11 protein-coding genes are annotated in these 15,373 nt (G+C 69.3%); 4 read left to right on the plus strand and 7 right to left on the minus strand.

The window, feature by feature from the left end:
- Positions 1–140 precede the first annotated feature (140 nt).
- A complete protein-coding gene (locus tag ABD089_RS11540) occupies positions 141–1,013 on the plus strand; it encodes a heparin lyase I family protein (protein ID WP_343886563.1) in 873 nt (290 codons plus the stop codon).
- A gap of 106 nt (positions 1,014–1,119) precedes the next feature.
- On the opposite strand, the gene ABD089_RS11545 is transcribed toward ABD089_RS11540, so the two are convergent.
- From ABD089_RS11545 to ABD089_RS11560, 4 genes are read right to left on the minus strand one after another with little or no spacing between them, the layout of a single operon-like run.
- Complete coding sequence (locus ABD089_RS11545; RefSeq protein ID WP_343886564.1) at positions 1,120–2,316, minus strand: glycosyltransferase family 10 domain-containing protein; 1,197 nt, start codon at positions 2,314–2,316, stop codon at positions 1,120–1,122.
- A 27-nt stretch (positions 2,317–2,343) separates the two neighbouring features.
- On the minus strand, positions 2,344–3,198 hold the full coding sequence (locus ABD089_RS11550) for an ABC transporter ATP-binding protein (RefSeq protein WP_343886565.1): 855 nt from the start codon (positions 3,196–3,198) through the stop codon (positions 2,344–2,346).
- Between the two features lie 4 nt (positions 3,199–3,202).
- A complete protein-coding gene (locus ABD089_RS11555) occupies positions 3,203–4,111 on the minus strand; it encodes an ABC transporter permease (RefSeq protein WP_343886566.1) in 909 nt (302 codons plus the stop codon).
- A gap of 55 nt (positions 4,112–4,166) precedes the next feature.
- On the minus strand, positions 4,167–5,927 hold the full coding sequence (locus tag ABD089_RS11560) for a glycosyltransferase family 4 protein (protein ID WP_343886567.1): 1,761 nt from the start codon (positions 5,925–5,927) through the stop codon (positions 4,167–4,169).
- A 213-nt stretch (positions 5,928–6,140) separates the two neighbouring features.
- On the opposite strand from ABD089_RS11560, the gene ABD089_RS11565 reads away from it, so the two are divergent.
- Genes ABD089_RS11565 through ABD089_RS11575 form a run of 3 tightly spaced genes read left to right on the plus strand, consistent with a single transcriptional unit; the run spans position 6,141 to position 12,361 of the window.
- The gene (locus ABD089_RS11565; protein ID WP_343886568.1) at positions 6,141–8,030 is read left to right on the plus strand and encodes a glycosyltransferase family protein; all 1,890 of its coding nucleotides are present in this window, start codon (positions 6,141–6,143) and stop codon (positions 8,028–8,030) included.
- Positions 8,031–8,045: 15 nt separating this feature from the next.
- The gene (locus tag ABD089_RS11570) at positions 8,046–9,272 is read left to right on the plus strand and encodes a glycosyltransferase family protein (protein WP_343886569.1); all 1,227 of its coding nucleotides are present in this window, start codon (positions 8,046–8,048) and stop codon (positions 9,270–9,272) included.
- Positions 9,273–9,289: 17 nt separating this feature from the next.
- Complete coding sequence (locus ABD089_RS11575; RefSeq protein ID WP_343886570.1) at positions 9,290–12,361, plus strand: glycosyltransferase; 3,072 nt, start codon at positions 9,290–9,292, stop codon at positions 12,359–12,361.
- On the opposite strand, the gene ABD089_RS11580 is transcribed toward ABD089_RS11575, so the two are convergent.
- The 3 genes from ABD089_RS11580 to ABD089_RS11590 all read right to left on the minus strand — a co-directional run bounded on the left by ABD089_RS11580 (position 12,322) and on the right by ABD089_RS11590 (position 15,266).
- Positions 12,322–13,254 carry a glycosyltransferase family 2 protein gene (locus ABD089_RS11580; protein ID WP_343886571.1) on the minus strand — a complete coding sequence of 311 codons (933 nt, stop codon included), beginning with the start codon at positions 13,252–13,254 and terminating at the stop codon, positions 12,322–12,324. The two genes, ABD089_RS11575 and ABD089_RS11580, sit on opposite strands and share 40 nt — an antisense overlap.
- Positions 13,255–13,374: 120 nt before the next feature.
- The gene (locus ABD089_RS11585) at positions 13,375–14,247 is read right to left on the minus strand and encodes a phosphatidylinositol-specific phospholipase C domain-containing protein (protein WP_343886590.1); all 873 of its coding nucleotides are present in this window, start codon (positions 14,245–14,247) and stop codon (positions 13,375–13,377) included.
- 188 nt (positions 14,248–14,435) lie between these two features.
- A complete protein-coding gene (locus ABD089_RS11590) occupies positions 14,436–15,266 on the minus strand; it encodes a siderophore-interacting protein (RefSeq protein WP_343886572.1) in 831 nt (276 codons plus the stop codon).
- Between the last annotated feature and the right edge of the window lie 107 nt (positions 15,267–15,373).

The raw sequence follows: 15,373 nt of genomic DNA on the forward strand, positions 1-15,373 counted from the left end.
CCCTCAAGGGGTTCGGGGCCCGGTGCGTTGCCGCGCACGGGCGGCGAGGGCGTTTGTCGTCCCGGCTGCGCTGATGATCAGCTGTCCAACAGCCTTCCAATGACTGAGGCAACAAGGTCCAGGGCCTAGCGTCACGTGTCGTGAGAGCCACCGGAGGGGAAGCTGCCAGAACACGCAGAAAGCGACGCGCCGTCGTCCTGGCCACGGCCGGAGCGGCATGTCTGTCGGGCGTCGGGGCGGTGCCCGCGCAGGCGGTGACGTACGCCAGGATCACGGCGGAGGGTGCCAGCACCACTGGCTCGACCACCGGCGAGGCTCTGCTCCTCGAGCGTGGCGCCAAGTTCCGGATCGTCAAGATGGCCAGCGGGGCGAACGAGAGGTCGCTCTTCCCGGTGGTGGATCGCACCAAGGGCGAGCGGTCCCCCTCGTCGGTGCGCGCCCAGATCAGCGCGAGCACCGGATACGCGCGCAGTGAGCTGATCGTCGTCGACGCCGCCCCGATGGGCCGGGCGAACGTCTTGGAGTACAGCATCTTCCTGCCCGCCAACCAGGTCGCGCCGAAGGCCAACCAGTGGTGGATGTTCTCCCAGTTGAAGCAGACGAACTGCGGCGTCCCACCGGTGGCCTTCGAGCTGGTGTCGGGCACTCCCAGCGACAAGCTCCAGTACAAAGTGCTGTTGCGCAACGACAAGCTCGGTTGGAAGGCCACCGACAGTCCGCACGGCCTGGAGATCTTCCGGGGGCCGATCGCCAAGGGGCGTTGGGTGCGTTTCAAGGTGGAGTACCGGGCCGAGCCGGCGCGCCCGAGCAGGAACTTCCTGCGCATCTGGGTGGACGGTGTGCGCACCCGCGCCCGGCTGCCCGAGGGGCACGCCATCGGATACACGAAGGCCTGCACCGAGTATCCGGTACCCAACTCGATGAACCTGCGCGTCGGCATCTACCGCGGCGGGGTCTGGTGGACGACCGCCGGGCGCACCTGGTTCGACAACATCAGCTATGGCACCCGCTGAGCACCCAGGCCCTTTGAGGCATCAGGCCCCTGGGGGACACATCAAGCCCCGTCGACGGGGACTGATCTGCCCCTCGGGGGACTGATCCGGCTGGTCGCCTCTCGGTTCAGCGCTCCCGGAGCTTCTGCACCCGGCGGACTATTGCCTTGCGGGTCGCGCGGGCGGCGACGAGGTTCGCGTCCGTGGCCTGCTTGAGCGCGCGCTTGGCCGAGGGCTCCTTGACCGGCTTCGCGGCCTTGGGCTGGGACGGTGACTTGGGCGCGGCCGGTGCCGGCTGGGGCTTGGTCGGCGCAGCGATCGGCTGGGGCGTGGTTGGCTGGGGCGTGGTCACCGTGGGCTTGGCCCCACCGGCGGCCGCGGGCCAGATGGTCGCCCAGGGGCCGGACTCCTTGGCGGCGAGCTGGTCGGCGTCCACCATCGTGTTCACCAGCTGCTCCGCCCACAGCCGGCGGTGGCTGCGGATGCCCTCGCGGTGCTGCTCGCACAGCTCCTTCGTCCGCGCCTGCAGGGCATTGACGGCCTCGCGGGCGCGGGGCTCGTCCCAGCCCTGCAGCTCGTCGTAGACCGACGCGGCGCTGTCGTGGCGGCGCAGGTCGATGTACAGCGAGGGGTCGACCAGCCGGTCCATCCAGGTCGAGCCGAGGTAGATCGGCACGCAGGCGCCCTTCACGGCGTGCCAGAACTTCTCGGTCACGTAGTCGGGCAGGTAGGTGTTCTCCAGCGCCGAGTTGAAGCGGTACTCCTGCAGCAGGTCGATCTTGATCTGGGTCCAGCTGCGCTCACCGTCACCGCCACGGTGCATGCCGAGCGTCGGCAGCGGCTCCCAGCCCTTGCCGTAGATGTCGAGCAGTCCGCGCGCCACGCCCTCCTGGGCCAGCTGCAAGCGTGCCTGGACGAGGTCACCCTCGACCCGCTTCCAGTTCTGCTGGGTGTTCCCGGCGACCATGCAGGCCTGCTTCGTCGCCCGTCCCCAGTCGAAGTCGGCGAACTGGGCGTCGTCGAACTCGATGAAGAACTGCCACACGTCGGCGAAGTCGCCCAGCGACAGGTCGTAGGTGCGGATGTCGGTTCCCTGCACCACCTCGCGGCGCGGACGTCCGAACAACGGACGCGGCTCGATCGTGGCGGCCAGCACCTTCGGGACCTTGCCCACCAGCGCGGGCAGGGCGTCGTTGAAGGAGGTCAGGGCCCAGTCGGCGGCGGCGAGGTCGTCGGTGATCTCGTAGCCGGCGCGGGCCAGCGCGTCCTTGGTGTGGCCATAGGTGAGGACATTGTCCGGGCGGTGCAGGTACACCTTGCTCATGGCGGCTCCTGTCGAAGGGGTCTGTAACTACTCGCCCTGCGGTTCCAGGAACTGCTCGGGCAGCTTGCGGGCCTCGTAGGCGGCGACGACGTCCTGCGAGGGGCCGTCCATCACGAGTCGTCCGTGGTCGAGCCACAGGGCGCGGGTGCACATGTCGGTCACCGTGTTCGCGCTGTGCGAGACGAGGAAGACCGTGCTGGCCTCCTCCAGGATCTCGTGCAGCTTCGCCATCGACTTCTTCTGGAAGGCCGAGTCACCGGTGGCCAAGGCCTCGTCGATCATCAGGACGTCGGGACGAGAAGCCGTCGAGATCGCGAACCGCAGGCGCGCGCCCTGGCCGGAGGAATAGGTGCCCATCGGACGGTCGATCGCCTCGCCGATATCGGCAAGTTCGACGATCGAGTCGTAGTTCTCCCTGACCTCGGCGGGTGTCATGCCCAGCGCTTGGCCACCGATGTAGACATTGCGCTCGCCAGTCAGCTGGTTGAGCAGCACGGCATTGACTCCGAGCAGCGAGGGCTGGCCCTTGATCCACACCCGTCCATTGGTGGGCGGCAGCAGGCCGGCGAGGGAGCGTAGCAACGTCGACTTGCCGGAACCGTTGTGGCCGATGATGCCGATGCTCTCGCCCTGGCGAGCCACGAACGAAACGTCCTTGACGGCGGGCACGTAGCGCACCGAACCGATCTGACGCTCGCGCTGGGTGAGCCGCTTCAGGCCCATGTTCTCGCCCTGGCCGGTGGCGACGCCACGCTTCTTGCTGCCGAGCACCTGGTAGGTGACGTCCACGTGCCAGGCGATGACGGCGGGCGGGTTGTCGTTCGGCTCCATCGGGATCACGGTCGGGGCGGGCTGCGTCAACTGCGGTTGCTTGTCTGCCATTGGTTCAGCCCCGTCCGTACTTTGCCTCGTCGCGCCAGAAGATCCACAGTCCGGCGACGGGCAGCACGATCGCGTAGGCGATGCCTGCTGCCCACATCTTCCAGTCGACCGCGAACTCACCGAGCATCGCCTGGCGCACCAGGCTCAGCGTCAGCGCGAAGGGCTGGTACTCGAGCAGGTAGTAGAGCAGCGGGTGGTGCTGGGTGACCGAGGCGATCGAGAAGAAGACGCCCGAGACATAGCGGAGCAGGCGGGTGAACACCGGGATCAGGTTCCAGATGTCGGCGCTCATGTTCACGAAGCGCGCCAGGATCAACACGAATCCGGTCTGGATCAGCGCGTGGATGATCAGCGCCGGGATGAGCAAGATCCACTTGAGGTGGGGCAGGTCACCGGTGAAGGGGACGATCAGCATCAGCATCGCGATGCTCACCGCGGCCTCCAACAGCTCGGTGACGACGCTGGAGATCGGCAGCACCGCGCGCGGGAAGTGCAGCGCCCGCACCAGACCGGTGTTGTTGAGGATCGAGCGCGAACCGCTGGTCATCGTCGAGGCGGTCATGCCGAAGATGATGATGCCGATCGACAGGTAGCCGACGTAGTTGTGCATGCCGCCGTGGGTCTTGAGCAGGAAGCCGAAGACGAAGAAGTAGGTGGCGATCGTCAGCAGCGGGTTCACGATCGCCCACATCTGCCCGAACTTCTGGCCCTCGTTGCGCGCCTGGTACTTGGCCAACGAGAGGGTCCAGATGAAGTTGCGCCGACCCCACAGGTCCTTCAGGTACTGGCCGAAGGGCGGGCGGCTGCCCACCGACTTCAGACCATTGCCACCGGCGATCTCCTGCAGCTGGTCAAGCGTCATGTCGGCGACGGGTGTCGACGGCATGGGTGGCGTCAGGGCATCTGCTGCCATGTCGTCGCACACCTCCTGGAAGTCATGACCGGGCTGGGGAAGCGCTCCGGACTGTTCATGGCGCGACCAGCCCCGTCGGGGCGGTGCGCGCCTTTGAGTACGTTACTTGATAGGCCTGCGCGTTCCGGCTCCACGTGCGCTCTTCGCGCACCCATTTCCGTCCCGCCGCCCCGCGCGCTCTCAGGGCGTCCACAGAGGCCAGCTCGTCGGCGATGGCGTCGGCCCAGGCGGTGACGTCGTCCGCCGGTGCCAGGTGCAGGCAGCCGGAGTCGTCCGCCGTCTCGCGCAGTGGGGGCAGGTCGCTGGCCAGCACGGGGACGCCTGCGGCCATCGCCTCCAGGTGCTTCAACGGTGGGACGAGCAACGTCACCGGGGTCTGCGAACGGGGGACGACGAACAGGTCCATCGCGGCCAGGTGCTCACGGACCCTTGAGTGGGGAACCCGGCCGGTGAAGTGCGCGCGGTCACCCAACGGCTGGGCGAGCCGACGGACCTCGGCCAGCGCCGGACCGGACCCGACCACCAGGAGGTGCACCCGTGGGTCGTCCAGCTGGCACACGGCGCGGACGACGGTCTCGAGCCCCTCATAGGCATTGACGGTGCCGGAGAAGCCGACGACCAGGGCATCGGACGGAAGGTCGAGCGCGGCACGGGCGGCGTCGCGGTCGGCGGGTTCAGCCAGCAGGTCGTCGGCAACGGCATTGGGGACGACGTCGACCTTGTCGGCCGGGACGCCACGGGCAACCATCTGGTCGCGCATCGAACGGCTGAGCGTGACGACGCGGTCGGCGGCCAACATGCAGTCGAGCTCGGCCTGGCGGGAGAGGCGGTACTGGTCGGTGTCGGCCGAACCGCCGCGCGTGCGCCAGGTCTCCTCCAGGAAGCCGCGAACCTCGTATACCACCGCAAGCTCGTGGCGGCGCGCCACGGCGATGGCGACTTGGGCATTGTCGTGCTTGGAATGGGCGTGCAACAGGCTGGGACATGTCTGGGCGACCAAGTCGTCGACCAGTTCCACGGCCAGGTCGAGCCTCGATCCGGCGCCGGCCGGCAGGCGCCGGGCGGGTAGCAGCCGGTGGTATCGGACGCCGCGGACGGTGACCGCGGGGGCTGCGGCGGGGTGACCCTGGTCGACCGGGAATCCGACCCGGGTGACGACTTCGGCCGAGATGCCGGCGGCCACCTGTTGCTCGGCGATCGATTGGGTGCGGACCGTGTACCCGCTCTGGGCCTCGGGAAGGGCTGTGGTCACCAGATGCATGACCCGCTCCACATTCCTTGCCTCACCCACCACATTCCCCGAGCCCGTCGAGGGGATGATCCGACGACTGGTCTGCAGCGCGTCCAGGTCGCCCGACAGCTGGCGACGCAAGGTGGTGGCGCGCCCGCCCTTCGCGTCCGTGAGAGTGCCCAGGGCCTCGGTCAGGCGTCCCTCTCCCGCCAGCAGGCTGGCCATCACGACGGCGTACCCGGACGGTCGGGGCTCGGGCAGTGCCTCCAACAGCTCCCGCGCCCGGTCGGGTCGGTGCAGCACCAGGAGGGCGTCCGCAGCCCGTACCGTCAGCGCCGCGTCCCCGCGGGAGGCCAACCCCATCAGGGATTCGACGGCAGAGCTGGTGTTCCCGGAACTGGCCAGCGCGAGCTGCGCCGCGACGGGGTCCACGCGGCCGACCACACCCGACACCCGGGACCGGGCACCGCGGGGCAGTGCCCGCAGCACGGCCGACGACAACGCCTGGCGTCCTCGACCCGCGTGCTTGGTGACCACCGACAACGCGACGGGCGCATTGCGCACCAAGCGGGAGGGGTCAGCCATGGGGGAATCCTTCCACAGGCACCTGCGGCGCACTGGTACGACCCGGGACCGGCTGAGAATCGGACGCCAGCGGGGCAGATCCGCGTTTGGATCGTTAAGGCCCGCATTTTCGTCCGTTCTTCAGCAGCAACAATGACGAGCCGGTGGTGTCGGTGCGAGCCGATATCCTGCGAAGGCGGGACATTCCCCCTACCCGAGCCGATTGGAGCCGAAGTGGCCTCACGCGCCGACCACATCCGCCGTCAACTGCAACGACAGGCGCGGGTCGCGCTCGCCGTCCCGAGCGATCCCGAGGCCCGGGCCCGGATCGTCCGCTCGGCCAAGAAGCGGGCTCGTGAGGCCAGGAACCGTGTCGCCGCGCTCGGCCCCGCGAAGTACCCGCTGCCCAAGCTCAAGCTCCCCGAGGGCCCCATCGCGCGTCCCGATCTGGTGGTCGCGACCATCCTCGACCCCTTCAGCGAGCTCGCCTTCACCTACGAGTGGAGCCAGGTGCCCGTCCAGCGCAAGGGCTGGGAGGAGCAGCTCACCGCAGCCAAGCCCCTGCTGCTGTTCGTCGAGAGCGCCTGGCGTGGCAACAACGGCACCTGGCAGAACGCGATGAAGGCCGGCGAGCAGCATCCCGACCTGGTCGGGCTGCTCGAGTGGTGCCGTACCAACGACGTGCCCTCGGTCTTCTGGAACAAGGAGGACCCGCCCAACTACGCGCGCTTCATCGAGACGGCCAAGCTCTTCGACCAGGTCTTCACCGTCGATGCCGGCGTGATCCCCGACTACATCCGCGACCTCGGCCATGACCGCGTCGGACTGCTGCCCTTCGGTGCCCAGCCGAGGATCCACAACCCCATCCGTCACGACCGCAATGGCGCGAAGCGTCCCTATGAGGTGGCCTTCGCCGGCACCTACTTTGCGGAGAAGCACCCCGAGCGGCGTGCACAGATGGAGTATGTGCTCGACCCGGCGCGGTCCTTGGGCCTGCACATCTACTCCCGGATGCAGCGCGACGACTCCCGCTACCAGTTCCCGATAAAGTATCGCGCGAACATCGTCGGATCGCTGCCGTACGAGCAGATGCTGGCCGCCTACACCGCCTACAAGGTCTTCCTGAACGTCAACTCGGTGGTCGGCTCCCCGTCCATGTGCCCGCGGCGGCTGTTTGAGCTCTCCGCCGCGCAGACCGCCGTCGTCTCCTCGCCCGCAGCCTCCATCCCGGAGTTCTTCGGGGACGACATCACGGTCGTCCACGAGGCCGAGGAGACCAAGGTGCGGCTGGGCAACCTGCTCAAGCACGACGACCTGCGCGACCGGCAGGCGCTGCGCGCGCACCGCCGCGTGATGGACTCCCACACCTACGGCGATCGCGTCGACACCGTGCTCACCTCGGTGGGGCTGCCCGCCCGCGACCGCGACCAGTCGATCTCGGTGATCGTGCCGACGATGCGTCCCGAGCAGCTCGACAATGTCTGGCGCTTCATGGCCGCCCAAGTGCAGCCCAACCTCGAGCTGGTGCTGGTGCCGCACGGCTTCGTGCCGGACGACGAACTGCTGGCCCGCCTCAAGGGCGAGCACGGCCTGGAGCGCGTCACGGTCGTCCCGGGCCAGAAGGACCAGACGCTGGGCACCCTGATGAACATGGGCGTGGAGGCAGCCAGCGGTCACTATGTCGCCAAGCTGGACGACGACAACTACTACGCGCCGCACTTCCTGTCCGACCTGGTGCGGGCCTTTGACTACACCGATGCGCAGGTGGTCGGGAAGTGGGCCCACTACGTCCACATCGGCGACGAGACCGGCCCGACGCTGCTGCGTTTCGAGGACTCCGAGCACCGCTACGTGCGCCTGGTGCAGGGCGGGACCATCCTGACCCCGCGCGAGGTCGCCCTGGCCACCCGCTTCGAGGATCTGCCCCGCCGGGTCGACACGACCTTCCTGGAGAAGATCCACGCCGCCGGCGGACGCGTGTACTCGACCGACCGCTGGAACTTCGTCTCCGTGCGCGGCGCCGACCCGGGTGCGCACACCTGGAAGGTGTCCCACGAGGACCTGCTGGCCCGTTCCTCACGGTTAGTCTTCAACGGCGACGCCGTCGCCCACGTCACGGTCTGAGCCGTAGGAGGAACGATGAGCACCCCGCCCACTCTGGTCGCGAGCTACTGCTTCCCGCCCTACATCGACACCTCGGCAGTGGTGGCTGCCAAGCGCGTCCGGCAGTTCGGCGAGAAGGTCGACGTGATCTGCAATGCGATGGACACCATCCGCCGCATCGACCCGAGCCTGACCGGGATCGCCGGCGATCTGGTCAACCGCTTCGCGGCTCTGCCTACGCCGAGCGCCTTCTCCAGCTGGCAGTCGATCACGGCCTACACGGCGCACGGCATGCGGACCGCCGAGCGCTGGCAGCGCGAGCAGGGGGAGCCCTACCGCAAGATGTACTCGCGGGCGCAGTTCACCGCGTCCCACTTCCTGGCCGGACGCTTCAAGGCGCTGAACCCGGACGTGGAATGGGTGGCCGAGTTCAGCGACCCGCTCAGCCACGACGTGCTGGGACAGGTGCGCACCTCCCCGATGGCCAACGACGGCCTCGCCCGGGTGCTGGCCGCCGAGGTTGGACGGGCTGGCTTCAGCGTGCCGGAGGTGGGCAACGGCAACGAGTGGGCCGAGGTGGTGGCGCTGTCACTGGCCGACCGGATCATCTTCACCAACGAGCTGCAGCGCGACTTCATGCTCTCCCAACTGCACGACCAGCGCCTGGCCGAGCGGGCCGCCGCGCACGCCGAGGTCTCCCCGCACCCGACCCTGCCGCGCGAGTTCTACTCGATGGTCGAGAGCGACTACCAGGTCGAGCAGGGCGTGGTGAACATCGGTTACTTCGGCAACTTCTACGCCAACCGTGGCGTCGGCCTGCTGCTGGACGCGCTGGAACTGCTCGCCCCCGACGACCGGGAGCGGCTGCGGCTGCACGTGTTCACCTCCGCGAAGTCGGGTGAGGACCTGACCGCCGTCGTGGAGGACCGCGAACTCGACAAGTACGTCCTGGTGCAGCCCTATGCGGAGTTCCTGGAGTTCCTGAACCTGGCCGACAAGATGGACCTGCTGCTCGTCAACGACGCGGTCACCCCGCCCGACGGCACGGTGAACCCCTTCCTGCCGTCCAAGTGGAGCGACTACAAGGGCAGCACCACCCCGGTCTGGGCGGTGATCGAGGAGGGCAGCAGCCTGGACGCGCAGCCGGAGGGCAGCATCGCCGTCCGCACCCCCGTCGAGCACCTGACGGCCTACGCGCAGACGCTGCAGCGGCTGGCGCGCCACGGCGTGCCGCAGACCGCCCCCAAGCACTTCGACGCCTGAGACCCCGAGGAGAAGCCATGTCCCTCACGAATCCTGCCGCCGGCACCCCTGACGTCGGCGCGGCGCCCGCGGTCTCGGTGATCGTGCCGGTCCATCGGGCCGTTGCGACCATCGGCGAGACCCTCGAGTCGCTGGCCGCGCAGACCCTGCCCGCCGACCAGTTCGAGGTACTGCTCGTCTTCAACGGCCCTGACGACGGTGGACGCGCGCTGGTCGAGCAGTGGGCCGCCGAGCACCCGGACGTCCCACTCCGCCTGCTCGACTGCGACCAGGCCTCGGCCGGCGCGGCGCGAAATGTGGCCCTGGACGCGCTGCGGGGCGTCAATGTCACCTTCCTGGACGCGGACGACTGGGTCTCGCCCAACTTCCTGGCCGAACTGGTGGCCGCAGCCGACGGTACGTGCATCCCGGTCGCGGGGCTGGTGGACGTCGACGCCTCGGGCACGATCAACGACCAGACGACCGTGATGCAGTCGCTGGCCGGCAACCCGACCCGCATGCCGGTCTTCTCCAGCACGCCGGTGACCGGCATGATGGCGGTCAAGCTCTTCCCCGCGGCAATGCTCGAGTCCGTGCGGTTCCAGCCGGAGCTGCGCTCCGGTGAGGACGTCGTGTTCAACTCCGACGTCTTCGAGCCCTTCCACCTGAACTACACCCCACTCGACTCGACCCCCTGGCAGAACGGCGCGCTGTACTACCGCCGGCTGAGCGAGACCTCGGTGTCGCGCCAGCAGGAGTCCTACGACTTCCTGGTCTCCCAGCGGCTGGCCGGCATCCGGGCGATGCTGCGCGGCAAACAGGCCAGCGTGGACGAGCGCACGCCGCTCACCCGCCGGCTGGTCGCCGCCCAGCTCGGCTTCGTCGAGCGCTACCTGGCCAAGCACCCCGAGGATTGTCGCCGGGCCCAGGCCGAGGCGGCAGGGCTGGAGGGCGTGCGCCTTGTCGACGAGCACCACGACCGGATCTGGCCCGACTACGACTCCGCGGTCGGCCTGGGACGTGCGAAGCAGCCGGTGAAGGAGGTGTCGCTGATCAGCGCCACCACCTCCCAGCTGAACCGGCGCGCGAAAGAGGTCGCGATGATCCGCGCGGCCGGCGTGAAGGTGCGTGCGGCCTACTTCTCCGGCGCCTACGACGCGAAGCTGATGCCGATCCCGCGGCACCGGATGGTGGTCGTCCCGCCGCTGGAACCGGTCGACAAGACCGCGCCGAGGCCCACCGGCCTGCTCGCGAAGGCGTCCAACCGTGGGCAGCGCTACCTGCGCCACGCCAACAAGCTGGCCCGCTTCGCCGCCCCGCACGTGATCCCGAATGCTGCCCTGCCGGCCGTGCTGGCGCGCACGGACAAGGAGGCCAGCGAGTTCTTCGAGGGCAGCCTGTCGATCTCGCTCGGCTCGCAGGGTGAGGCCCTGGCCACTTCGCGTGGCCTGGACGGGCAGCCGCCGCAGGTGCTGGCGGCGCTGACGCTGGCTGCCGCCTCGACCCAGAGCCCGGTGCCGCGGCACAACGCGTCCGTGATCCGCCGCAGCGCGCGGGCGGCGCAGGAACTGCCGCAGAGCTCGCCCTTCCGTCCCCCCGCCCCGGTCTGGTCGATGGTCGTCTGGCGCCTGGTCAAGAGCACCCGGCTCGCTGCCGCGGACGAGGTGCTGGAGATCGCCCGGGAAGTGTTCGCCGACTCACTCGTCGAGGACGGTTTCGAACTGCTGGGCATGCTCTCCCAGATGGCCCGGACTCCCGGCCTGCCCGAGAACTGGGAAGGGGCGACGACCGCGGCCATGCAGGCCGCCGACCGGGCGCTGGACAACGATGACGTCGCGCGGGCCGTGTGGCTGACCAACCTGGTCTGCGAGGTGCTCTTCCACAACGACGTCCAGACCAATGTCGCCGAACCGCCGCTGGTCACCGACCCTGACCGCCTGCTCGCCCCGCTGCGGGCCTCGCGGGTGTGGACCCTGCTGACCACGCCGCGTCAGCGCCAGGCCGACTCGGGTCGCAAGGCTGGCGAGCACCGCCCGTCCGTGCTCGTGATCCCGGGCAGCTTCCCGAAGTTTGCCGACGGTGTCGTGGCCTCTGTCGACGACGCCGCGGACGTCGAGGTGCTGCCCCTGCAGGAGATCTCGTCCGCGCTGGGCACCCGTGGCGTCGGGCCGGAGGAGATCGCGGCCCGGCTGCAGGTCGCCCTGGGCGAGCCGCAGACCGTCCGTCCGGACCTGGAGGAGATCCTGCGGGCCCGCGACGTCGTGTTCACCGACTGGGTGGATCGTGGCGCCGTGATGACGAGCCTGATGGCCGAACCGCAGACCCGACTGGTGGTGCGCTTCCACGGCGTCGACTCGTTGAGCATGTGGCAGTTCCTGATGGACTGGTCGCGGGTGGACGACGTCGTGTTCGTCAGCGAGCACCTGCAGGCCTCGGTCAACGCGCTGATCGGCGGGCAGTTGGAGGGGGTGCGCCAGCACGTCATCGGCAACACCGTCGACTTCGACCGCTTCCCGGGCGAGTCCAGCGAGCTGGCACCCCGGACCCTGGCGCTGGTCGGCTGGGCGCAGAAGGTGAAGGACCCGCTGTGGGCTGTCGAGGTGCTTGCGCTGTTGCGCCAGACCGACCCCTCCTGGCGGTTGAAGTTGATCGGCGCCGACATGCCCAAGAATGCGCGGCGGGCCAGCGAGGACGCCTATGCCGACGCCTTCCGCGAGCGGGTGCTGGCCGACGACGTCTCGGAGGCCATCGAGTATGTCGGCTTCACCAAGGACCTGCCGCGGCACCTGCGCGATGTCGGTTTTGCGCTGAGCACCAGCCTGCGCGAGTCCTGGCACATCGGCGTCCTGGAGATGGTGGCCGCGCAGGCGGTCCCGGTGATCCGGAACTGGCCGGTGTACGCGCGCTACGGCGGTGCCCGCAAGCTCTACGGCGACTGGGTGGTGGACACCCCGGAGCAGGCGGCGGAGCGGATCCTCGCCCACTCGGACCCGCAGGTGTGGCGTCAGGCAGCCGACGCGGCGCGGGACGAGGTGAAGCGTCGCTTCTCCGAGGACCGCACCGGGGACCTCTACCGGGAGCTGCTCCTGGGCCGGCGGTACTCCTCGTAGTTGACGCCGGCGAGCCCTGCGAGCGTCCCCACTCCGGAGACGACGCGGCGCACGCCCTTGATCCGGCGACCGGGGTCGCGCACGCCAGCGATGGTGAGCGCGACCCCGTTGCCGATCCGGGCGAATCCCATCGCTGCGGCGATGGCGGCGCCCTTCGCACCGGGTTGGAGCAGCCGGCGGCTGATCGCGTCCCCGGCTCCGGAGCGGAAGGCGCGCCTGGCCAGCCACGGCAGGGACACCCGGCTGGCCGGCACCTCCTCCTCGATCACGGCCTGGTCGTCCCACGCGATCGTGAAACCCGCGCGGCGGACCTTCTGGAAGTAGTTCAGGTCGCTGGAACCCGTGAAGCGGAAGGCGGAGTCGAAGCCGGGACGGACGGTGCGGACGACCTGCTGCGAGACCAGGGTGTTGTTCGTGTAGGCGTGGGGAAGCTGGTCGCCGGTCGCGTGCTTGCCGACGCTGGTGTAGACGTCGGAGTGGCGGGCCCATTCGGGGGCATCGGCGGGCAGGATCCCGCGGACGGGTCCGGTGACGACGTCGGCGCCTAGGGTCTGCCAGCTGGTGACCAGTCGGTCGAGCCAGCCGTCCGGGGCGAACTCGTCGTCGTCCACGAAGACCATCGCGTCGTCGTCCTGGCACAGGTCGAGGGAGCGTTCGCGGGCGAAGGGGATCCCAGCCTCGGGCTCGATGGTGTAGCTGACGGGCCAGGGTCCGGCGGAGGCTTCGGCCACCTCACGGGCGGAGCCCTCGGCGTCGTTGTCCACGACGACGATCCGGGCGGTCCAGGCGTCTTCGCCGGCCGGAGCCTGGCGTTGAAGGGACGCGAGCAGTCGGGCCAGCTGCTCGGTGCGGCGGTAGCTGATCACCGCCAGCGCGATGCTCGGTGTCGTCATGGGGAAACCCTAGGGGTTACTGCCTCCCAAGCTGCCGTCCACATTCCCCGAGCCACCACCTCGAACATCCCATGATGCTGGGGAGAGTTCCCCGTGGCCAGCTTCATCAACGACCAGCTGTCAGACCCCAACCCCGTGGTTGCGCCCGGCCAGCATCGACACCAGCTCCGGTTCGGCGAAGTCGACCAGCACCACACCATTGCGCTCCCCAACAGAGGGGGTCAGCTCGCAGAAGTGCTGGCGCAGGTGTCGGTGCGCCAGCTTGGCGGCGGGGATCGGCGGCAGGGCCCACCCGGTGGACGAGGTGAAGCAGCTCCACATCCGTCCGTCACCCTTGGCCGCGCGGGCGCGCCGCAACTGGTCGCTGATCGCGGGCCACTTGCGCGCGGCCCACACCCGGGGGCCCGGGATGTGCCAGTCGTCCTGCACGACGAAGGACCCGTGGTCCAGCCCGGTGAAGGCCGGGTCACGGGTGACGACGACGATGCGTCCGCGGGCCTGGGCGAGCGTTGGCGCGTGCCCAGCCTCGGTGAGCAGGTTGCGGAATCGAGCGCGATAGGGAGCCCAGCGGAGGGAGAGGTCGGCCGCGCCGAGGCGGCCGCCCTCCTGGTTCAGGCAGACCAGCACCGACTCGGTGGGGTTGGCGCGCAGGAAGCTGGCGCAGGTGGTGAGCACGTCGTCCAGGTCCAGGCGCTGGTGGTGGGCGCCGTGGAAGATCCCCAGGCCACCGCGGTGGGCGCGCACGCGGATGTCGAGGAAGCGGATGCCCATCGCCAGTTGCTCCGCGATCGCGTGGTGCTGGCAGGAGACCCAGCGTCCGCCGTGCGTGGCACCGGCATTGTGCGATCCCGGGATCGTCAGTTCGCTCAACGGGAGAGCCGGGTCGAGCAACCCCATCCAGGCGCTGGCATCCGGCGCGACCTGTGGTGAGGCCATTTCCAGGGGCTGGATGAGGGTGGGCTGCGCCACCTGCACGACCTCGCGCACGTCCATCGCCACGCCGCAACGGTTTCGCGTCCGGATTTCGCGTCGGTGCAGCGCACGTGACGTGCGCGTGAACTGTTCGGTGCGGGCGCGGCCGATGCCCGGTTCAGTTCCGGCACCTGTGCGACGCCCTCGTCCCCGCGCTCGGCGATGACCTTGCCAGGGCCTACTGCGCCACTGACGACCCGCGTGCCACCTCAGCCCAGCGCGACGCCCTTCTTCCAGTAGCCCATCAGCGACATCTGGGCGAGCGGACGTCCCGACGCCTTCGCGATCGCCCGGATCTGGCGCACCCAACCCGATTCACCCGCCACCCAGCCGTACCAGTCGCCGCCGGTGCCCTCGTCCCACAGGGGTTCTTCGTCGGGGAACTGCAACGGCGGGCAGGCGCCCAAGGGCAGTGCGTCCAGTGCGCCCTCACCGCGCTCCCGGACGAACCAGTGGACGAGCATCCCGGCGGGGCGGGCGAGGTCCCGGACGTCCCCGGCGGCGGGAACCTCGAGGTAGGCCTCCCCGGTGGCACGCTCATCCATGGTGGCAAGGATGTTCGCCACCGCGGGCAGGGCCGTCTCGTCGGCCACCAGCATGAACTGGTCGGCTCCGGCAGGGTGCCAACCCAACCCGACCTGGTCGTGGCCCTCGAGGGTTCGGTCGCCTGCCACCAGCCCGACGGTCGATCCCAGGGGCGCCGTGGCGGCAAAGGTGGCTGCGGGACCCATCGACCCGGGATGCAGCACCACGTCGATGTCGACCTCGCCCGCGCCACCTGAGTCGGGACGAATTCCCGACAGTGTGTAGGTGCGGATTGCTGGGGCGGCGGCACCCATCGTCCGCCAACTCTCGAACCAGTCGTCTGCCGCTGACAGCTCGGCCAGCACCTCGGGTTCACCGACGACGAGCTTCACCCGCTGGTCCAGCAGGGTGGGGGAGACATCGGCCAACGGTCCGCTCAGGGTGATGCGGACGAAGGATCGCGTGAGCTGCTCGCGGGCAGCCAGGGTGGCGTCGAACAGGCGGTAGCAGCTCATCGGCGGGCCTCTGGGGTGCGCATGCGACGAGGCTAGGGGCAAGCGCCGAATTAGCCAAACCACTCGTTGCGAATATGGTCAAGAGGCTTCCCTTCCCGTCGGGAACC

This window comes from Luteococcus sanguinis, from assembly GCF_039527675.1.
GTDB classification, from domain to species: Bacteria; Actinomycetota; Actinomycetes; order Propionibacteriales; family Propionibacteriaceae; genus Luteococcus; species Luteococcus sanguinis.